Source organism: Gordonia sp. WA4-43, assembly GCF_020520305.1.
Lineage (GTDB): Bacteria > Actinomycetota > Actinomycetes > Mycobacteriales > Mycobacteriaceae > Gordonia > Gordonia hongkongensis.
Window position 1 is genome coordinate 3,685,522 of the sequence record NZ_CP084736.1, and the last position, 18,528, is coordinate 3,704,049.

Below are 18,528 nucleotides of genomic sequence, written 5' to 3' on the forward strand. Positions count from 1 at the left end.
GTCATGGGCAGACGCAGCAAGAACCGGCCGCCGAAGAAGCGGGAGTCGCCGATCGCTGTGCCAGATTTCCCGACCGTCGACAACTGCGACCCTGACGACCCTGACCAGTTCGCGGTGTGGGCGCTCGTCGGGTTGCCCGGGCAGAACGGGGCTCCGCTGCCGCTGCCGGTGACGATCCTGCGGTTGGTGTCTCGGCGGTTGTGGAATCTGGGGTTCCGGTATCACCCCGAGTTGCGGACGTTGAAGTACCGGAAACCGCAGACCGACAACCCGAACTGGCTGGTCTCGCCGGGGGAGTGGGTGCCGATGGATGCTCCGGATGATCCGGCGGACGAGTTGTCACCCGAGGCGCGGGAGTTGCTGGATCTCGTTGCGCGGCAGAAGGCGGCGAGGGAGAAGGGGTCGGCGCCGGCTGCGGTGATTCCGGACGAGGACGGCAAGGTGCCCTACGTTCGGAAGGACAAGACCACGGTGATGGTCACACCGGCGCAGGCCGCCCGGTACGCGGCGGCGAAACGCGACCTCCGCAAGGCGACAGGGGGGTCGCAGTGACGACACCGAACCTGACTCCCGGCGACGTCCCCGAGCATGACGACGCCGCCAATAGTGCGCCCCTGTCAGATTTGCAGGGCGCGAACGCGTCAGACACGCTACGCGGCCAGATGACCGGCATGACCGGCCCGTCCGGGCTGATCGGAAGCCTCATCATGGGAGCACTCGGCAACGTCGTCGACGACATGCAGGGTGTGCAGCAGCCGGGGAAGCGTAAGAAGTCGCTGGCGAGCGCATCGGCGTATGCCGACAACGTGGCAGGGGGCGCTAGTCCGTCTGTGCCACGACCGCTGCAGCAAGTCATCAACGGCATTTTCAACGGTTGGTTCGGTGGCGGTGGCGTTGGTGATCCGCAGCAGGTGCAGTACACGATCGAAGCCATCGCCGACGCGGTCATCAACGGGTACACGGTGGAAACCAAGGTGACGTCGGGTACGTGGACCAAACCCGAACCGATCAGCGAGTTGACAGTCATCGGTATCGGCGGAGGCCGCAGCGGCGCCAACGGCAGTACAGACATCGGCGGAGCCGGCGGCGCCGGGGGTCTCGGCGGCGGGTTCATCGCACAGACGCTCAACCCGGCCGACATCCCGGCGAGCGTCTCCTACACGATCGGCGCAGCGGGCCAGGCAACAACCTTCGGGTCATTCCTGAACGTCAATGGCGGCGCAGGCGGTATAGCAACGGAGTTCGGTTTCACTCCGACGACGTCGACACCAGGCAAGGGCGGCAACGGCGGAAAAGGCAACGAGGGCAGTAACTACGACTCGTTCCCCGGGCTTGCTGGCGAGGCATCTGCGTTGGGTGCCGCTGGTGCCGGAGGCACATCCGGCGACAGGCTGGACAGCGGCCAACCTGGCACGGCGGGCGGCAATGTGAGTGCTGCGACCCGCACGAAGTGCGGCGGTGGTGGAGGCGGCGGCGGTGGCGGCAGCGGCACCGCGACGACGGGAACGACCCGCTACGGCGGCGCCGGCGGGCCGGGCGGATACCCCGGTGGCGGCGGTGGCGGCGGTGGCGGCCGTGGCGGGCAGGCCGCGTTCGGCAACTCGAATGCTGGTGCCGGCGGAAGCGGCGCGACCGGCATTTTGTGGATCTTCTGGAGGTGACTGGGATGCGAGTGGAGTACGTCCAAGACCTGCCATGGCACCCGCCGACGACGAAGCTGTACCGAGCCGACGACGGCACGCATCTCGCGGTGCTCGTTGTCGATGTGATGGGAATGTCGTTGATCACGAACGCGACGTTCCGGGTGCAGATCGAAGAGTCACACATCCAGCCCGAGGCTGCTGTGTTTCACGCTGACGAGAACGGCGCGCTACTCGACGCTGACGGCAACCTGCTGAACGGTCTCACCCCGTACGCCTCTACCGACCCCGAGTCCGATGCCGTGATTCGACTAGACCCCGGGGTTTCGACTCATGCCGAAGCGATCGTGGCGCTCGGTTACACCCTCGTCGTCACACCTGAGGAGTCCTGATGTCTGTCATCACTTTCACCGTCGAGGGCCCCGCATCCCGTGGCGGCGGGATGGCGAAGTTCACACCCCGCCAGGAGTTCTTCGACGCCAACGGCGAACTCGTCTCTCCCGGGAAGTCGTGGCGCGACGTCCCGTACCAGTTCGACGTCGAAGCATCCACCGACCTGCCCGACGGACCGTGGTGGGTGTCCGGAGTCGACAAACGCCGGTACCCCATCGACGTAGACGGACCCGCGGACCTGCAAGACCTGATCGTCGCGGGCCTGCCGGACAAGTCGCCGGTGACGAGCCTGTCCCAGGCCGTGCAGAAGTGGATGGACGCCAACGTCGATACCGAGGTCACCGGTCCGCTCGTCGAGGGGATCCTGGCCGACCCGGAGTCCGGGGCACGAACGGTTCTAGACGAGACTTATGCCCCGCGCTGGCAGCCCAATACGGCGTATGCGATCAATGATCCGGTGTTCTTGCCGAACGGTACGACGGGCAAGCGGACCGCGGCGGGGACGAGCCGTGCGACGTTCGATGCCACGGAGCTGGCGGCGTGGACGGTCGCCTCCGGTGGGGGCACTACGACGGTGGACGGCCTGACCGACGCCACTACGGTGGGCAAAGCGGTAGTGAAGGCATCGAACGCGGCTGCCGCTCGTTCGGCGATCGACGCCGCAACGCCCGGTCAGATCACCACGGCGATCAACAACCTGATCAACGCGGCACCCGGCGCGCTCGACACTCTCGACGAGCTGGCGCAAGCGTTGGGTGATGATCCGAACTTCGCGGCCACCGTCACGGGCTCGATCGCAGCGAAGTACACCAAACCCGGCGGCGGTATCCCCAGCGCTGATCTGGCGTCGGCGGTGCAGACCTTGCTTGCGCTGGTCCCGGACACTGATCTGCGGCGGCGGTTCTCCTCCCGGCTGCAACGCAACACCCCACAGCACCAGGTGGCGTACTGGGACAAGGCCAACACAGCGGCGGCAGTGGCACCGAACTTCGATGTTGGCGGAATTGTGCCGTCGCTGTTCGACAACGCGGCTGCCGGCGCGGCGCTACGGGTGCTCAACGGGTTCCTCACCTTCGCGCCCACAGCAGCAGGCGGGGCGGCGGGGTATCTGTCGGGTGATGCGGGTGCACTGATCACTGGCGGCGGGCTGCGGTGGAAGTGGAACAAGACAGGCCGCACCACCGATGGCGGGTCGATCTGCATCACGTTGACGAAGACGAAGATGACCGCGCTGGCCGCGCCGTTCCCCGACGCAGCACTGCACTTGGTGATCACTCCGTCCGCGGCGCAAATTCAGTACATCACCGGCGGCAGTACGCCGACGTTCGGGAATATCGGTCCTGATGTGGTCTTCGCATCCGCGTTAGCGCAGGACAACTTCACCGAGCACGAGGTCCAGTTCTTCCGCAGCGGCAACGGTATCCGCATCCATATGCCTGACGGACAGGTCATGAGCTACACCCACGCCGCACTGGCCGACAACATCGGGTCCAGCTTCTACATCGAGTGCTACGCCAACGCGGGAAACACCGATGCAATCGCCAATATCGCTGACGCGTGGGTCATCACTGGCGGGGTGAAAGCTCCCTCACAGCAGTTCCTTACCCGCAAAACGTTTGACCAGCTTGCCGCGTGGGAGCCGGTCATCAAGGGCATGTTCCCGTCAGCGCGGGCGGTGGGCCAGGCCTCGATCCCGATGTACATCACCACCAACCGAGTGGTGGGTGCGGTGGCCTATTTCCTCGGCACCGCCGACGGATCGGGGTCGATGACAGTGGAGCTGCGGGACAACGGCGTCACCATCGCCGGTACCTCGGTCACGATCGCGGCGGGACAAACTCAGGGTGTCGCGACTGGCCCGTTCACGTTCATCACCGGGCACAAGATCACCATCCACATCACCGCAGTGGGCGGCAGTCCTGGTATCGGGATCGACGCCCAGATGATCCGGCCATGAACCATCGGCAGGACTTCCGCCACGACTGCGACGACCCCGGCTGCGACCGCCAGCACTTCACCAACGAAGGAGACTGATGAGCGTCACCGACACATGCCCGACCTCACCGAGGATGGCTACGACCGGATCGTGGATCACGGGCGGGTGCAGACGGTCTGGTACCCGGACGGGCGGGTGCGGCTGCGCCACAAGTGCAGGCGCCCGTCAATCGTCCTGCACACCGCGCCGCTGCTCCAGCTCGACAACGGCCACACGATCGTCACGACCGACCCGGTGACCGTCACGCCCTCGTGCGGCTGCGACGACTGCGGCCTCCACGGGTTCCTGATCGACGGCGTCTGGCGGGGCTGCTGATCCGAGTTACATCGACGGTTAAAATTCAACCTCTGGCACCCAACTGGGCGGATATGGGCGGGTTCATCCAACCTTGAAAACGCCGATATGGGCGGGTCATCCAAACCTTGAAATCGGCACCGGCAAATTCAAGGTTGGGGCCGGAACCTTGAAATCTAGGGTTCCCAGTCGTCGCCAAGCACCTGGGCGAGTCGGTCGGTGAGGTCGGGTTCCTCGGGCCGGCGGCTGTAGATCACGTCCTCGCACTCGACCACCAGCTCGAGCAGGTCGGGGTCCGGCTCGACCCACCCGCCGTCGGTGCGCACCTGATGCTCAGCCTGCCGACGCCGCATCACAGATGCGACAGCTTGGGCGGCGGCGCGCAGCGTCTCACGATCGGTCACCCGGCCATCATCGCAGGGAACCGTCCGGCCGCCGGCTGCGTCCAAGCCTGCATGGTCCTCGACACGGTCCTCGCCATCGTCACCTGCGTCGTCGCCGGATGGCTCCTCGTCGCAACAGCCCCCCGACCTCGACTGAGGCCGGATCATCGACCCGAAAGGGTCGGGCCGTTCTGCTGTGTGCGAATCCCAGTGGCGCAGACAGCAACCCGAAGGGTAGAAACAAGAGCGGCCCCGGCGGTGCGCCAACACCATCCGAGGCCTTGCCACCCATTCAGCTGCTATCTGAAGGATGACCGTGTCTCACGCTACCGCGCCGTGCGCGCTCTCACTCGCCGACGTCGACCTGTACGTCGAATCGTTCCTCGCCCGCTGGGAATCCCCGGGCACCCGCAACACCTACCGCCAGGACCTCACCGCCTGGCTGATGTGGTGCCACCTCAACAACAAGCACCCCATCTCCGACGCCTCCCGCCCGCTCATCGAGATCTGGATGCGGTGGCTGCGCGACGAGCGCGGCAACGCGCCGATCACGATCTATCACCGTGTGGGCACCCTGTCGCAGTTCTTCGAGCTCGCCCTCGACGACGACCTCGTGACCAAGAATCCGTGCCGTCTGGTCCGCCGGCCGCGCGCCACCCCACGGCCGGATGAGCGGATCGCACTGACGCGCGACGAGATGCAGCGCCTCATCGCCGCGGCGGCCGCGTCGAGTCCGGCCGACCACGCCCTGATCCTCTTGATGGGGATGTGCGGGCTGCGGGTGTCCGAGGCGTGCGGCCTTGACGTCGGCGACTGCTACGAGATCGCCAAAGCCCACCGGTGCGTGAGGTTCGTCGGCAAGGGCAACAAGCCCGCCACGGTGCCGATGCCGCCCGCGGTGCAACGCGCCGTCGACGCCGCGATCGGCGACCGCGCCGAGGGCCCGCTCATCGTGCGCCGCGACGGGACACGGATGACGCGCCGTTCCGCTGATCGGGTGGTGAAGCGGTGCGCGAAAGCCGCCGGCATCACCGCGGTCACGGTGTCGCCGCACACGCTGCGCCACACGTTCGTCGTCGGCGCTCTCGACGCCGGCGCGTCGCCGCGCACTGTGCAGCTGTCGGCCCGGCACTCCGACGTCTCCACCACCCTCTCGACGTACGACCGCGGCCGCCAGGTGCTCGACAACCACGCCGCGTACATCGTCGCTGGATACTTCGGCTCAGCGGCATAGTCCGGTCGGCTCAGCCCACGGCCGGGGTCACACCCGCGCCGTGGGCGGGCTGCCCGTCATCTGAGCGGTCGCGGTCTATTCTGGGGATAGCTGCTGGCCGAGGGCCGGGCGACGATCCACCACGTCGAACCCGGAGAGAGCCATCATGCCCGACTATTTCAAGGTCCAGCCTGACCTCACTCGGCTGATGAACAAGCACTTCAGCTCCGGCCGGGGCGGGCGAAAGGTCCGGTACATCACCCTGCATCACAATGCGGGCATCTCGACGACCCTCGACTCGTGGAACACCTGGCAGTCCCGGCAGGCGTCGGCCCACTATCAGATCGAGCCGTCGGGACGTGTCGGCCAGCTCGTCTACGACGGGGACACCGCCTGGTCGAATGGCAACAGCAATTCGAATGCCGAGTCGATCGCGATCGAGCACTCGAACTCGGCTGGTGCGGCGAAGGACTGGCCAATCTCGGACACCGTCATCGCGGCAGGAGCGAAGTGGACCGCGGCCCTCTGCTGGTTTTACAAACTCGGCAGGCCGAAGGCCGGCACCAACGTCCGATTCCACCGCGAGTTCTTCGGCACAAGCTGCCCGTACCACCTCGCCCCCGGCGGCAAGTACCACGCCCGGTACATGAAGATCGCCGGCGAGCACTACGACTGGATGGTCAAGGGCGGCGCAGCTCCCGCACCGGTCATCAACGAGATCAACGCAGAAGCCGAGCGCGCTCGCGCGTGGATCGGAAAGCGACTCGCCGTCGACGAACTCCCCACCCGACCCGACGGCCGCGGCCGGTACGTCCACTACGAGAACGGCACCGTGTACTGGCACCCCGACGTCCGCAAGACGCACCGGGCCGGCGACCGAGCTATCGCCGTCCCGAAGGACATCTTCGAGACCTGGTCCGGAATGGACTTCGAGGCCGGTCTCGCTGGGTTCCCGATCGAGCGTCACCGGACGATCCCCGGTGTCGGCACGATCCAGCGATTCCAGGGCGGAACCATCTACCGACGATTCGGTGAACCCGGCTACCTCGTTGGCGGCGCGATCGGCGACCGCTACGACGATCTGAAGGGCCATGAGGGGCCGTGGGGTTGGCCCGCCGGGTTCGAGGCGCCGACCGCTGACGGTGGCCAGAAGCAGAAGTTCGAACACGATCTCGCGCTGTGGCATCCGTCCAGCGTCAGCACTGCACCCAAGGAGAAGTGACCATGACACACAACGACCTCACCGGCTCCGCCCAGAGCGCTCCGCGCACGAACCCCGCTGTCCTGTTCATCGAGGACCTGATCGAGCGGGCGACCAAGACCTTCGCCCAGCTCCTCCTGCTGTTCCTCGTCGGTGGCGTCACCGTGATGTCCGTGCCTTGGAGTACCGCCCTGCAGGCCGCCGCGATCGGCACCGCCGCCACCGTTTTGCTCGCGCTGCTCGACCGGTCGATCACGTCGACGAACCCGACCATCGAGGCACTCATCCGCGCCGGCCGCACGTTCATCGCCGCGTTCGCCGGAGCGCTCCCCGTGGTCCAGGACGCCGCCAACGCGCCGACATTCAGCAGCGTGCACTGGGGCGAGATCGCCGCCTACGCAACAACCGCCGCCGTGCTGTCGCTGCTGACGTCGTTCGCGTCGCTGCCTGTCGGCCCTGCGAAGGGCTCGCCGACTCTCGCTCCCGTCGTCTAACCGATGCCAACGTGGTTGACGCCGAGCGCGATCTCCGATGTCAGCGTCGTCGGTCTGTTCGGGATCGTCGTCGTGCTCTTCATGTGGGCGCTGCTCACGGAGCGGATCGTTCTCGGCGTCACCCACAAGGAGCGCCTCGGTGACCTCAGAGACCGCCTGAACAAGGCCGACGCGCGCGCAGTCGAAGACGCGAAAGCGATCGGCACACTGACTACCGCGCTCACCGAAAAGAACGCGAGCGACCAGGCCAACGCGCACTTCATGCAAGCCGTGCGCGACGTCATCCAAGGAGAGCTCGGGGCCGCTCGCCGTGATGGAGGGGCCACATGATCCGTTGGCCATGGTCGCGGCATGAGGACCGCGAAGCCGCGCGCAGAGCGACGCGGCAGTACGAGATCGAAGCAGAGAAGTCCGCGCAGCGTCGCGCGGCCGCCGAACGTCTGGCGGTCGAATCGAAAGCCAGCACCGACGCACTGCGTGAACAGATGCGATTGAACGGGTGGACAGAGATGTTCGCCGCGTCGTGGGGTGGCCGCGGCGCCGCGCAGGAAGGTCGAGGGTGAGCGAACCGCGACGGTTGGTACTCAAGGGTGCCGCCTACATTCTGATTTTGTCGGGGGTGGCCACCGCGGTCGTGTGGCTGCTGAACGTCTTCTTTCCCGGTGTGCCGGACGAACTCTGGGGCGACGCCTGCCTGATGGCGATCGCGATCATGATGTCGCTGTTCGGCCTGACCTACGGGTTCCGGTCGCCGTGGTGGACGAACGACGTCGGCCGGATCTTCCTGTGGAAGTCGACGATCGTGTCGGCGCTGTTCCTGCAGGTGGCGCTGTCGTCGTTTACCGACTCCGAGTACCCGGGCCGCGACTACGTGCGACCGGTGCTGTACACACTCGGCTTCATCTCCTACATAGCGATGGAGGTCTCGCTGATGCGCCGCCAGCAGGCCGACCGCGCACGGGCTCGGGAGGCGGTCGACCGTGCCGAGGGTTGAGCGTCTGGTCACCGTCTGCGGCATCGGGGAAGTACCCGGGCAAGACATGCTCGGCCAATTGCGCCGCGCGCTACCGGAGTTCGAGCACGTCCTGGTGCGGTGGTCGGCGAGCTACGGGTTCGTCAACCCCCGACGGGATCCGTTCGGCCCGGCGTTCACCATGTCGATGGCCGACGGGATCGCCAGGACCAGAGCGGCGCTTGATGTCGGACCATCGATCGCCGCCGCGTTTTCCGGCGGGGCCGGCGTGCTGGGGCACGTCGCTCGGGCTGGACATCCGAACCTCGTTGCCGCCGGGCTGGTCTCGGACCCATTCGACCCGAACGGGGGGATCGCCGGTCGCCGCGAGATCCCGGCGTCGGTGCGGGTGCGGTGGGAGTCGAACCGTCGCGACGTGATCTGCGCGTGCCCGCCCGACTCGCCGCTGACCGACTTTGCGGAACTGTCCGCGGCGTTCTCGCTGGCCGACCCGGCGGCTTGGGGCATCGACGTCCTCACCAAGTTGCGCGCCGGCCGTCTGCGCGCCCCGTTCCGCACCTGGAACCCGGTCGCGGAGTTCGCCCGCTACAACCAGGCCATCACCGGCGCGGCCGGATACCTCGGGGTGGACCCGGCTACCCTCCGACGGGTGCCGTCGCAGCACACGGTCTACAACTGGCAGCGCCCGTACCGCGGCCGCACGTACCTCGAGGAGCTGGCGGTGTGGCTGCGCGCGCAGGCGCACGCCGCGCGTTGACTCAGGGAACGCACACGCTGCTCACCGAAACGTGGGTTACAGTTGGAACTGTTTCACCACGACGGAGAGAGACCTAGATGAGCTTGCGCGCGTACGGCTGGACCAACGACGGCACGATCGTCGACGACGAAGCCTCCGAGATCCGCTCCTGGGCTCAGCACGTCATCGACGGCGGAGCCATCCGCCCCCTCGTCGTCGACCTCAACGACCGCGGCGTCGCCACCGTCACCGGCAAGACCTGGGCCGCACCCACCATCACCCGCGCACTCACCTCGCCCCGCATGATCGGCATGCGTGACCGCGACGGAACCCTCGAACCCATCCCGGGCGTCGACCCGATCCTCGACCGGGACACCTACGACCAGGTCGTCGCGATCCTGAAAGACCCCTCCCGGCAACGGTTCGCCGGCCGCAAGAACCCGCCCACCCTGCTCGCTGGGATCCTGCGGTGCGGGAAGTGTGGCCGCAACCTCCACGCGACCGGACCGTCCTATGCCTGCTCCGCCCGCTACGGCGGCTGCGGCGAGATCGCCGTGTCCCAACGCCTCGCTGACACCGAAGTCACCGAACGTGTCCTCATCCGCATCACCGGCGACGAGTGGCTGGAAGACGTCGCCGACGTCCGCCGGCAGTCCGTCGAGACGTTTGAGTCCGAGATCGCCGACGCCGAGAATCGGATGGTCCACCTGGCCGAGGTGTTCGGCGAGGGTGGCAACCAGCAGGCGTTCGACGCAGGTGTGGCGAAGGCGCGCGAGGTTGCCGACGCCGCGCGAGGCCGCATCGCGCTACTGGACGCGACGGCCAGCCTCCCGGAGAAGGTGACGGACGCCGAGGTCGTGGAGTGGTGGGCCGACGCCCCGATCGATACCCGCCGCGTTGTCATCCGCTGCGTGGTCGACTACATCGACGTCCGCGCGAAGGCCGACGCCGAGCCCGGAGCGGGCGTCGGCGACCGCATGCACTTCCACTGGATCTAGGGGCAGTAGTTCGTCGTCTCGACGGTCACGCCCTGCTCCTCGAGCGCTGACGCGATCGCCGGGTAGTCGGTGTCGTAGTCGCTGCTGATGTACGAGGTTCCGTCGGTGAGGACCTGGTAGTCGGTATTGATGTACCCCTCGGTGCACGCCCGCTCCCGCATGCCCGCGCTCTGCTTCCAACTGTCGGAGAGCGTGAACGAGACCCCGTTGAGGGTGCAGTCCCGCTCCCCGGTGCCGGCGGCGCAGTCCGCTCCCGCGGCCGTGAGCGCATCGTCCATCGACATGGCCGCGGCCGCGGCGGACGTCGTTGTCGAGGTCTCGGCGGCCGCCGAGCTGGACGTCGTCGTCGTCGCGGTCGTCGACGTGGACGTCGTCGACTCACCCGCGTTCGGCGTCTCCGTCCCGGAGCACCCAACGAGCGCGAGCGTCAACGACGAGAGAACAGCAGCGGGCCACAGAAATCCACGAGTCATTTTCATGCCCGCGAATGTAGCCCACGCGATCAGAAATCACGGACGGATCGGACCGCTATGCAGCGGAGATCATCGCCGCGCGCACTTCGTCCTCATCGACGGCCGTGTACCGCTGGGTGGTCGCCACGCTGGTGTGGCCGAGGAGCGTCTGTACGGCGCGCAGGTTCCGTGTTCCGCGGTAGGCGCGGGTTGCGAACCGGTGCCGCAGCGTGTGCATCGTCCATCCGCCGGGTAGTGCCTCGGCGCACAGCGTGCCCACCCACTGGGGCGACAGGTGGCCGGCGTCGTCCCCGGGGAACAGGTAACCCGACCGCGGCGCGTCGGGCGTGTGGGACGACGCGCCCATCTCGATCTGCACAGCCAGGTCGTCGCTGATCGGAATGACGCGGATCTTCCCGCCCTTCCCGCGGACCCGGAGCATCGGACCGTGCGAGCCCTCCTCGATGTGCTCGGAGTGGACTTGCGCCACCTCGGCGCGGCGTAGGCCGAGCTCGCAGGCGAGCCGCAGCATCAGCCGCACGCGGGCGGACGGGGTCTGGAGTCCGGCGTCGACAATCCGGTCCGGCGCGGGTCGAGGCGCCGGGACAGCAGACGGGATGATCGGCATGTCGGCGGCCGGGTTGGAGGGAAGGCGCCCGGTGGTGTGCGCCCAGGTGAAGAACAGGACCGCCGCGTTGCGGTGACCGCGCCGCGTTTCCAATGCCCAGACCTGGTCTGCGTGATAGCCGACCAGGTCGTCGTACGTCACCGTCTGCGGGGTCAACGGGGCGACTGCACGGGCGAGTCGCTCGAGTTGCTGACGGCGGGTGTTGATCGTCGTGGATGGTCGGCCGACGGCCTTGAGATGTCGGAGGAAGGCGCGAATTTCGGTGTCCCATTCGGCGGGTACAGGCTTGGGGCGTCCGGTGCGTTTGGGGTTGGTGGTGTTGTTGTGCATGGAGTGACTTTGCCTTCGCTATTCGGACATTCGCGTCGCGAACGAAGTAGATTCGTCTACTCGGACTAATGTCCGTCTCAGAATGAGAAAGGGAGTTTGCCGACGCAACCGGACGGTTTGTAGCTGCGTCAGGAAGCTCGCTCAAGCGGGCTGAGCTGCGGAAACTCCATCACTCGCGCGTTGGTCATCCTCACAACAGAAGGTTTGGGGTTCGAATCCCTACGGGCGCACAGAGAATCGCCAGGCGAGACCATGTCTCGCCTGGCGTTTTGTTTCGTCTTCTCACCACGAGATGCTGATCCCCAACTATAGTTGCGATAGTCTAACTTTAGTTGGAGGGGAGTCGGAGATGCAGCTCCACAAGCCGTTCGCGACGGTGACGCCGACCCTGGACGGCGACGTGCTCGATGTCCTTGCGAGTGCAGACGAAACATTCACGATCACTCAGGTCCAGCGCATTCTCACCTCTGCGTCGGGAGAAGGAATTCGCAAGGTCCTCAACCGCCTCACCAAACAGGGCGTGGTGCTGCATGACGAGGTGGGTAGGACCCACACTTACCGTCTCAACACCGAGCATCTAGCGGCTGACGCAATCATGGCGGTATCGCGCCTGAACTCGACTTTTCTGCGCCGACTCGAACAACACCTGAGCAGCTGGGGGAGCACGCTGCGTTACGCCGCCGTGTTCGGTTCGGCCGCCACGGGGCGGATGGCGCTCGACAGCGACATCGATTTGTTCCTGGTGCGGGGCCCTGATTCCTCCGACGACGGGGACGACTTGTGGGAACAACGGGTGACCGAACTCGCTCGACTGATCACCGCGTGGACCGGTAACGACGGCCGGATTGTCGAGTACGCCGAGCAGGAGTTTCATGCCGCGGCCTCTGCCGGTGAGGCTGTGTTCGACGACGTGTCGAAGCAGGGCCTGACCGTCGCGGGGACACGGTCCTGGTTCAACGCGCAGCTGCGTTCGGTGAGGAGGCCTTGATGGCCGGACAGCGGAACTGTGACTCCGGGGTCACCGCGGGGCGTCTGTCGAAGGCGAACGAATTTTTCGACGCCGCAGAACTTCTCGTCGACGAAATGCCCAACGCTGCCGGCGACTTGTACGTCGATGCGGGTATCGCTGCCGCGGACGCGATCTGCTGCGTGCGCCTCGGTACGCACTCGAACACCGGCAACCACAGTGAGGCTGTTGCCCTGCTCCGGCGAGCGGACAGCGGATCCGAACGGCATCTGAATACGCTGCTCAATTTGAAGAACAAGGTTGCTTACACACATCAGGACCTGAGCTCCGCAGAGTTGAAGAAGATGAATCGCGCTGCGGAACATTTGGTCGAGGCGGCGAAGCAGGCGGTTGCGGCTCGGGGGTAGCGCCGCGTGCAGAAAGTCTGGGGTTCGAATCCCTACGGGCGCACCACAGAGGCCCGTCACCGATCCCGGTGACGGGCCTCTTCTGTGTGCACCGGAACCCTGGGTGGGTGGACGAGGTGCCGGTGCTGTCATCCATCTTCGCCGGCGTCCGGGACGTCGACACGAGTACGGCACTACCCCAATCGCCGGCGCCACCACTACGCGCGGAGGATCACCAACTGCTGGGTCGCCCGGGTCATCGACACGTAGCGGTCGACCGCGCCTTCGGTGCCCGCACCGAAGGCGTCGGGGTCGACGAGCACCACGAGGTCGAACTCGAGCCCTTTGGCGAGGGTGGGGGTGAGCGACCGCACGCGGTCGGTCCCGGCGAAGCCGGGTTCGCCGATCACACAGGCGATTCCGTCTCGATGCGTCGAGGTCCAGTCGTCGATCACGGTGTCGAGGTCTGCGCGGTCGCCGTAGGTGACCGGAATGCCCGCGCGCCGAACCGAAGTCGGCACGTTCGCATCGGGGAGGGCCGCGCGGATGACGGGGGCGGCCGCATCCATGATCTCTTCCGGGGTCCGGTAGTTGATCGTGAGTCCCGCCGAGGTGACGTCGCGCAGACCGACGCGCCGAAGTCGCTCTGCCCATGACTCGGGGAATCCGCGTCGTGCCTGCGCGCGGTCGCCGACGACGGTGAAGCTCTTCGACGGGCAACGGTCGATGAGCATCTGCCACTGGGCGTCGGTGAGTTCCTGCGCTTCGTCGACGACGATGTGCGCGAACGGCCCGGACAGTGGGCGGGCGGTTTCGCCCACGGACCCGTCCCCGAGGTTGTGGCGCAGGTTCTCGTGCCGGAGCATCGTCATGAGTCCCTCGCCGTCGTCGTGGACCTCGGCGGCGATCAGGTCGTCGACCACCTGGTCGATCTGCTCGCGTTCCCTCGTCAGGTCCGCGCGCTGCCGGCGACGTCGGGCCGACGCTGCCGGGTCCCCGATCCGGCGGTGGGCGCGGTCGAGGATCGGCAGGTCGGCATCGGTCCAGGCGTCGGGGACGCTGCGCTGGAGTGCGCGTACCTCGCCGGGCGACAGCCACGGCGCACACATGCGGAGGAAGGCCGGCACCGACCAGAGATCACCGATGATCTCGGCGGCGTCCAGTATCGGCCACGCTCGCGAGAAGGCCGCCGCGAGTTCGTCATTCGCCGCCAACGCACGACGCAGCGCGTGCTGGGGCACGTCGTCGTCGTGTCGCGACGCGATGATCGACACCAGTTCTTCCCACACCTCGTCCCGCGCCTCGTTGTGTGCGGTCCCGCTCTCGGCTGCGTCGAAGGCGTCCGCCCAGTCGCCGGCGGTCAGACTCGTTTCCGTCCAGGGTGTTTCGACCACGAACGGCGTCGTCGGCGGTTGTTCGTAGAACTTGACCGCCGGCTCGACCGCCTCGACCATCCGGGGCGACGACTTCAACCGTGCCACGTCGACGTCGGCTTCGGTTGTCGCCGAATCACCTTCGACGACGAGATCGGCGAGGGTGCACGTCTGGACGCTCTCCTCCCCGAGGCTCGGCAGCACATCGGCGACGTAGGCGAGGTACGGCCGATGAGGTCCGACGACGAGCAACCCGCCCCGATTACCGGCGAGGCGCGGATCGGCGTAGACGAGGTAGGCGGCACGATGCAGCGCGACGACGGTCTTGCCGGTTCCCGGCCCGCCGTCGACGACGAGGGTCCCGTGCGAGTCGGCTCGGATGATCGCGTCCTGATCGGTGGCGATGGTGCCCAGGACATCTCGCATGCGCGGGGAACGACTGGCGCCGAGGTCGGCGAGGAACGCGGACTGCTCGTCGAGCGCCGCGTGCGAGGTGAGCACCGCGGGGTCGTCGACGAAGACCTCGTCCCAGTAGTCGGTGATCCGGCCGTGGGTCCAGCGGTAGCGGCGTCGGCTCACCAGTCCCATCGGGTCGCGGCGGGTGGCGGCGAAGAACGGCGCGGCCAGCGGGGTGCGCCAGTCGACGAGCAGGGTCTCGCCGGCGGCATCGGTCAACCCGAGCCGGCCGATGTAGAGGATCTCCCCGTCGTCGCGGACCAGCCGACCCAGGCACAGGTCGAGGCCGAACCGCCGCAGCGATCGGATACGTGCGCCGAGCTGGTGGACCTCCATGTCCCGGTCGACGGCCCGGCGACCCCTGCCACCGGCCTCGCGCCGAAGCTGCTGCAGGCGCTCGTCGGCGTCGGCCAAGGTGCGTCGAAGGTTCGTGGTGATCGAGGCGAAGTGTCGGGTGTCGTCGGCGACGAGGGCCGGATCGTTCTTCGGGGACAGGCTGTCGGGGAGGGCGAACACCGCGGTGGTCGTTGACGTCGCATTGTCAGGGACTGGGGGCACAGAGATGACTCCGAATCAGCAGGTGGCAGGGGTGGTCGTCGCAGGTGAGACAGCGATTCTGCACCGGATAGGGGGTCTTGCGGCAAGCCCCTGTCCAGGGCTTATGGTGAAAGGGGCAGAGATCGGCGGGTGCGCAGGTGAAACGGACCCCGATATCACTTGTCCTGGACGTCCGCGCAGCTGTTGCAGCCCACGGTGCTGTATGTGAAAGTACTTTCAGTTCACTACGGTGAACTCTTTTCGGTGGGGCCTGTCAGGGGGCTGCCGCCCCCGAGGGCACGGGGGTGGGGCGGCAGCGCGGCCACGGTTTCCGCGTCTCCGTCATCGATGTTCGGGCTCATTCGACCGACTGGTTCACTGTCGTCGCGGCATCGTCGTGGCCTGCGGTTTTCCGATCGTCGAGGTGGGCTCCCGACTTCGCGCCGTAAGGTCGGAGAGGGAATGACGCGCGGCGTCGAGCCGAACCGTAGGTTTCGGTCGAGGCCGCGCCGCGTCGGCGACGACGCTCGAGAATCCGACCGGAGGCCGACGATGGGACAGCCGTACGGGGGGCCGAACCCCGGCGCTCACGACCCTCGACGCCGCGACGGAGGCGGCAGCCAGACCGGCGGGTCGCCTCGCGATCTCTACGGGCAACCCGTCGCACCGCAGCTCTATCCGCCGCTCGGGTACGCCGCGGACGGGACCCCGATGTTCCGCCCCGGCCAGCCGACGAACACCGAGCTCACCATGGCCGAGCGCGCCGAGCGTGCCGAGGCCGAACGCGTCGCGACTGCCGAGCGGGAGGCCGAAAGCGCCGACGGCCGACCGGGATCACGCATTCGCAAGGTGCCCACCGCGACCCTGATCCTGACCCTGGGCGTGGTGGTGCTGCTCGTGGTGGCTTTCGTCGGGTTCCTCGGGCTGCGGGAGGAGGCACCGCAGGACCGCTTCGCCGACTCGCCGACGGTCACCGACACCATGCCGATCCCACGCACCTTCGAACCGCCCAGCCTGACCCCGCCCGACCCGGGACAGCGGCTCCCGGGTCAACCCGGTGAGCGCATCGATCCGCAGAACAAACCGGTGACCTACGAGGCGACCATCGACGGGCAGGCCACCATCCTCTACGTCGACGACAACGGCTTGCGCTCGGAGTTCGCCCCGACGAATCCGTGGACCGTCCAGTTCACCGGCGGGGTCAACCCGCTGCGCCTCCTGGTCATCGCCGGAACGGGCAGCTCGGTGAGTTGCTCGATCACGGTGGCGGGCGAGGTGGTGGTCGAAGACACCGTGACGCCGTCATCGACCCGCCGAACCGCGTCCTGTATCGCCTGAACGGTCACGTCTTCAGGGCCCCGGGCGGGGTGATCGGTCGGGTGACCAGGTCGTCCGATGTGTGATCGGGGCGGTTGCTCGCTACCGTGGTCACGTGAGTTCTCCGCAGACAGCCCCTGACAGCGGTCAGTCCTCCGCCACCAACGACGAGTTCAAGACGATGCTCACGTGGCGAGGCGAAGACACCGATCGACTGGAACAGGTCCGCCTGGTCGTGTCCGGCGCACGACTCAAGGCCTATGGACGGATCATCGCCGCGGCGACCGCCGACCACGAGGCGTTCTCCGCGTCGTACGAACTGCAGACCACCGATGCCGGTGTGGTCAAGCGGCTCACCGTTCACCTGGTACGCACTGACGGTGAGACGCAGTTCGGCATCACGCGCGACGACGAGGGCACGTGGCTGATCCGTCGTCCCGACGGTGAGACCACCCGCTCGGACTTCGACGGCGCCGAAGACGTGGACCTCGCACTGTCACCGATGTTCAACGCCTTGCCGATCCGGCGACGTGCCCTCTCGGCGTCGACTCCCGGAGCGGTCGAGATCCCCGTCGCCTACATGTACCTGCCCAGCGGAGACGTGAAGCCGGCGACGATGTCGTACACCCCGGGCACGGACGGATTCCGTGTGGTGTCGCCGTTGGCGACGACCACCATCACCGTGGACGAGAATAACTTCGTCGTCGACTACCCGGGTCTCGCACGCCGGGTCTGACGTGTGCGGGCGGCCCCAGGGACGCGGCGCGGCGGTCAGCCCACCCACACCCGGCCCTGATGGGCCTGCCGGCGTAGTTCCTGCTGCCAGCCGTCGTCGCCGACCGTCACCCCGGAGATCACCTCCGCGGCGCCGGAATGCAATTGTTCGTACGCCTTCCGCGCGCGGTGCCCGTCGTCGACGAGTACTTCGGCGGTTCCGTGGTCGCGGAGTTCGTCGCGCACGGCGGTGAGGCGGTCGATCGTCTCGCTGAGGACGTTGAGCACGGCGATGCCGTTGGCCTCGATCATCGCGCGTTGCAGGGCGGGTGCGGTGCCGGCGACCCGGGTGCCGTCACGGAAGCTGCCGGCGGCCAGGCGTAGGGCGAGGTCGCTCTCACCGGCCCCGACGGCGGCCGTGGCCGCGGCGGTCAGGTGTGGCAGATGCGAGATCGCGGCGACCGCCCGATCGTGCGCGTCGGGTGCGACCGGCACCACTCGCGAGCCGACCGTCACGGCCAGCGCGGCCACCGTGAGCCAGTCGTCGGCCGGGGTGTGATCGGTGGTGGTGACCGCCCACATGGCCCCGTCGAAGAGGGTGGCGTCGGTTGCCGCCCAGCCCGACGAACTGGTCCCGGCCATCGGATGCCCGCCGACGTATCGACCTCCGGGATGCAGATCGGCGAGTAGGCGCTCGACTTCCTGCTTGACGCTGATGACGTCGGTGACCAGGAGCCCGGGCGCGTTCTCGGCGATGGCCGTCACCAGGGGGCCGATCGTCGTCACCGGTGTCGCGAGCACGAGCAGCGCGTCCGACGACGCCGCGCGCCAAAGCGTCGCAACAAGATCCGCGGACGCGTCATACCCGTCGCCGATGGCCGCATCGACGGTCGTGGCCGACCGGTTGTAGCCGAACGCCTCGTGCCCGGCGTCGTGCAGGGCCCGCAGCAGCGAGCCGCCGATCAGGCCGAGACCCAGCACACAGACCGGCGTGGGAAGGGCGACAGCGGGGGACGACGGCGCGGCAGTCACCCTGACACGTTCCCA

At 67.3% G+C, this 18,528-nt stretch carries 22 protein-coding genes; 17 read left to right on the forward strand and 5 right to left on the reverse strand.

Features of this window, described 5'->3' with window-relative positions; all coding sequences use genetic code 11:
- Positions 1 to 3 precede the first annotated feature (3 nt).
- The 5 genes from LEL84_RS16535 (at position 4) to LEL84_RS16555 (ending at position 4,344) form a co-directional block, all read left to right on the forward strand.
- Positions 4 to 552, forward strand: a complete 549-nt coding sequence (locus LEL84_RS16535; RefSeq protein ID WP_226512204.1) for a DUF2744 domain-containing protein — start codon at positions 4 to 6, stop codon at positions 550 to 552.
- Positions 549 to 1,661 (forward strand): hypothetical protein, encoded by a 1,113-nt coding sequence (locus LEL84_RS16540; protein ID WP_226514403.1) that lies wholly within the window; start codon positions 549 to 551, stop codon positions 1,659 to 1,661. The genes LEL84_RS16535 and LEL84_RS16540 overlap by 4 nt, the downstream gene beginning before the upstream one ends.
- A 5-nt stretch (positions 1,662 to 1,666) precedes the next feature.
- On the forward strand, positions 1,667 to 2,032 hold the full coding sequence (locus tag LEL84_RS16545) for a hypothetical protein (protein ID WP_226512205.1): 366 nt from the start codon (positions 1,667 to 1,669) through the stop codon (positions 2,030 to 2,032).
- Complete coding sequence (locus LEL84_RS16550; protein ID WP_226512206.1) at positions 2,032 to 3,990, forward strand: hypothetical protein; 1,959 nt, start codon at positions 2,032 to 2,034, stop codon at positions 3,988 to 3,990. Before LEL84_RS16545 ends, LEL84_RS16550 begins: the two co-directional genes overlap by 1 nt.
- A 93-nt stretch (positions 3,991 to 4,083) precedes the next feature.
- Positions 4,084 to 4,344, forward strand: a complete 261-nt coding sequence (locus LEL84_RS16555) for a hypothetical protein (RefSeq protein ID WP_226512207.1) — start codon at positions 4,084 to 4,086, stop codon at positions 4,342 to 4,344.
- A 155-nt stretch (positions 4,345 to 4,499) separates the two neighbouring features.
- Here the strand turns inward: LEL84_RS16555 and LEL84_RS16560 are convergent, their stop codons facing one another.
- Entirely contained in the window at positions 4,500 to 4,727 is a 228-nt protein-coding gene (locus LEL84_RS16560; protein ID WP_226512208.1) for a hypothetical protein, read from the reverse strand.
- A gap of 295 nt (positions 4,728 to 5,022) precedes the next feature.
- Between LEL84_RS16560 and LEL84_RS16565 the strand changes: the two genes are divergently transcribed.
- The 8 genes from LEL84_RS16565 (at position 5,023) to LEL84_RS16600 (ending at position 10,321) form a co-directional block, all read left to right on the forward strand.
- Complete coding sequence (locus LEL84_RS16565; protein WP_226512209.1) at positions 5,023 to 5,940, forward strand: tyrosine-type recombinase/integrase; 918 nt, start codon at positions 5,023 to 5,025, stop codon at positions 5,938 to 5,940.
- A 145-nt stretch (positions 5,941 to 6,085) separates the two neighbouring features.
- Positions 6,086 to 7,141 (forward strand): N-acetylmuramoyl-L-alanine amidase, encoded by a 1,056-nt coding sequence (locus LEL84_RS16570; protein ID WP_226512210.1) that lies wholly within the window; start codon positions 6,086 to 6,088, stop codon positions 7,139 to 7,141.
- A 2-nt stretch (positions 7,142 to 7,143) separates the two neighbouring features.
- Entirely contained in the window at positions 7,144 to 7,614 is a 471-nt protein-coding gene (locus tag LEL84_RS16575) for a holin (RefSeq protein WP_226512211.1), read from the forward strand.
- A gap of 3 nt (positions 7,615 to 7,617) precedes the next feature.
- The gene (locus LEL84_RS16580; RefSeq protein WP_226512212.1) at positions 7,618 to 7,944 is read left to right on the forward strand and encodes a hypothetical protein; all 327 of its coding nucleotides are present in this window, start codon (positions 7,618 to 7,620) and stop codon (positions 7,942 to 7,944) included.
- A complete protein-coding gene (locus tag LEL84_RS16585; RefSeq protein WP_226512213.1) occupies positions 7,941 to 8,177 on the forward strand; it encodes a hypothetical protein in 237 nt (78 codons plus the stop codon). Before LEL84_RS16580 ends, LEL84_RS16585 begins: the two co-directional genes overlap by 4 nt.
- Positions 8,174 to 8,608: a hypothetical protein gene (locus LEL84_RS16590; protein ID WP_226512214.1), complete on the forward strand. Its 435-nt coding sequence runs from the start codon at positions 8,174 to 8,176 to the stop codon at positions 8,606 to 8,608. The genes LEL84_RS16585 and LEL84_RS16590 overlap by 4 nt, the downstream gene beginning before the upstream one ends.
- Positions 8,595 to 9,344 carry a hypothetical protein gene (locus LEL84_RS16595; RefSeq protein ID WP_226512215.1) on the forward strand — a complete coding sequence of 250 codons (750 nt, stop codon included), beginning with the start codon at positions 8,595 to 8,597 and terminating at the stop codon, positions 9,342 to 9,344. Before LEL84_RS16590 ends, LEL84_RS16595 begins: the two co-directional genes overlap by 14 nt.
- Before the next feature lie 77 nt (positions 9,345 to 9,421).
- On the forward strand, positions 9,422 to 10,321 hold the full coding sequence (locus LEL84_RS16600; RefSeq protein ID WP_226512216.1) for a recombinase family protein: 900 nt from the start codon (positions 9,422 to 9,424) through the stop codon (positions 10,319 to 10,321).
- On the opposite strand, the gene LEL84_RS16605 is transcribed toward LEL84_RS16600, so the two are convergent.
- Positions 10,318 to 10,800: a hypothetical protein gene (locus LEL84_RS16605; protein WP_226512217.1), complete on the reverse strand. Its 483-nt coding sequence runs from the start codon at positions 10,798 to 10,800 to the stop codon at positions 10,318 to 10,320. The two genes, LEL84_RS16600 and LEL84_RS16605, sit on opposite strands and share 4 nt — an antisense overlap.
- A gap of 49 nt (positions 10,801 to 10,849) precedes the next feature.
- Positions 10,850 to 11,731 (reverse strand): tyrosine-type recombinase/integrase, encoded by an 882-nt coding sequence (locus tag LEL84_RS16610; protein WP_226512218.1) that lies wholly within the window; start codon positions 11,729 to 11,731, stop codon positions 10,850 to 10,852.
- 349 nt (positions 11,732 to 12,080) lie between these two features.
- On the opposite strand from LEL84_RS16610, the gene LEL84_RS16615 reads away from it, so the two are divergent.
- Both LEL84_RS16615 and LEL84_RS16620 read left to right on the forward strand, forming a co-directional pair.
- Positions 12,081 to 12,719, forward strand: a complete 639-nt coding sequence (locus LEL84_RS16615; protein WP_065631213.1) for a BlaI/MecI/CopY family transcriptional regulator — start codon at positions 12,081 to 12,083, stop codon at positions 12,717 to 12,719.
- Positions 12,719 to 13,105: a hypothetical protein gene (locus LEL84_RS16620; RefSeq protein WP_065631212.1), complete on the forward strand. Its 387-nt coding sequence runs from the start codon at positions 12,719 to 12,721 to the stop codon at positions 13,103 to 13,105. The genes LEL84_RS16615 and LEL84_RS16620 overlap by 1 nt, the downstream gene beginning before the upstream one ends.
- Before the next feature lie 197 nt (positions 13,106 to 13,302).
- On the opposite strand, the gene helR is transcribed toward LEL84_RS16620, so the two are convergent.
- On the reverse strand, positions 13,303 to 15,429 hold the full coding sequence (gene helR, locus LEL84_RS16625; protein WP_226512219.1) for an RNA polymerase recycling motor ATPase HelR: 2,127 nt from the start codon (positions 15,427 to 15,429) through the stop codon (positions 13,303 to 13,305).
- 573 nt (positions 15,430 to 16,002) lie between these two features.
- Here helR and LEL84_RS16630 point away from each other — a divergent pair.
- Both LEL84_RS16630 and LEL84_RS16635 read left to right on the forward strand, forming a co-directional pair.
- Positions 16,003 to 16,788 carry a hypothetical protein gene (locus LEL84_RS16630; RefSeq protein WP_068972623.1) on the forward strand — a complete coding sequence of 262 codons (786 nt, stop codon included), beginning with the start codon at positions 16,003 to 16,005 and terminating at the stop codon, positions 16,786 to 16,788.
- Positions 16,789 to 16,948: 160 nt separating this feature from the next.
- Complete coding sequence (locus LEL84_RS16635; protein ID WP_082652894.1) at positions 16,949 to 17,503, forward strand: putative glycolipid-binding domain-containing protein; 555 nt, start codon at positions 16,949 to 16,951, stop codon at positions 17,501 to 17,503.
- Between the two features lie 35 nt (positions 17,504 to 17,538).
- On the opposite strand, the gene LEL84_RS16640 is transcribed toward LEL84_RS16635, so the two are convergent.
- The gene (locus tag LEL84_RS16640) at positions 17,539 to 18,513 is read right to left on the reverse strand and encodes a prephenate dehydrogenase (protein WP_226512220.1); all 975 of its coding nucleotides are present in this window, start codon (positions 18,511 to 18,513) and stop codon (positions 17,539 to 17,541) included.
- Between the last annotated feature and the right edge of the window lie 15 nt (positions 18,514 to 18,528).

Bases quoted from the DNA above. Each gene is read 5' to 3' on its own strand.
- LEL84_RS16555 (WP_226512207.1), top strand. From the start codon at position 4,084: ATGCCCGACCTCACCGAGGATGGCTACGACCGGATCGTGGATCACGGG.
- LEL84_RS16635 (WP_082652894.1), top strand. From the start codon at position 16,949: ATGCTCACGTGGCGAGGCGAAGACACCGATCGACTGGAACAGGTCCGC.
- LEL84_RS16630 (WP_068972623.1), top strand. From the start codon at position 16,003: ATGGGACAGCCGTACGGGGGGCCGAACCCCGGCGCTCACGACCCTCGA.
- LEL84_RS16620 (WP_065631212.1), top strand. From the start codon at position 12,719: ATGGCCGGACAGCGGAACTGTGACTCCGGGGTCACCGCGGGGCGTCTG.
- LEL84_RS16600 (WP_226512216.1), top strand. From the start codon at position 9,422: ATGAGCTTGCGCGCGTACGGCTGGACCAACGACGGCACGATCGTCGAC.
- LEL84_RS16550 (WP_226512206.1), top strand. From the start codon at position 2,032: ATGTCTGTCATCACTTTCACCGTCGAGGGCCCCGCATCCCGTGGCGGC.
- LEL84_RS16585 (WP_226512213.1), top strand. From the start codon at position 7,941: ATGATCCGTTGGCCATGGTCGCGGCATGAGGACCGCGAAGCCGCGCGC.
- LEL84_RS16575 (WP_226512211.1), top strand. From the start codon at position 7,144: ATGACACACAACGACCTCACCGGCTCCGCCCAGAGCGCTCCGCGCACG.
- LEL84_RS16610 (WP_226512218.1), bottom strand. From the start codon at position 11,731: ATGCACAACAACACCACCAACCCCAAACGCACCGGACGCCCCAAGCCT.
- LEL84_RS16605 (WP_226512217.1), bottom strand. From the start codon at position 10,800: ATGAAAATGACTCGTGGATTTCTGTGGCCCGCTGCTGTTCTCTCGTCG.
- LEL84_RS16545 (WP_226512205.1), top strand. From the start codon at position 1,667: ATGCGAGTGGAGTACGTCCAAGACCTGCCATGGCACCCGCCGACGACG.
- LEL84_RS16535 (WP_226512204.1), top strand. From the start codon at position 4: ATGGGCAGACGCAGCAAGAACCGGCCGCCGAAGAAGCGGGAGTCGCCG.
- LEL84_RS16580 (WP_226512212.1), top strand. From the start codon at position 7,618: ATGCCAACGTGGTTGACGCCGAGCGCGATCTCCGATGTCAGCGTCGTC.
- LEL84_RS16615 (WP_065631213.1), top strand. From the start codon at position 12,081: ATGCAGCTCCACAAGCCGTTCGCGACGGTGACGCCGACCCTGGACGGC.
- LEL84_RS16570 (WP_226512210.1), top strand. From the start codon at position 6,086: ATGCCCGACTATTTCAAGGTCCAGCCTGACCTCACTCGGCTGATGAAC.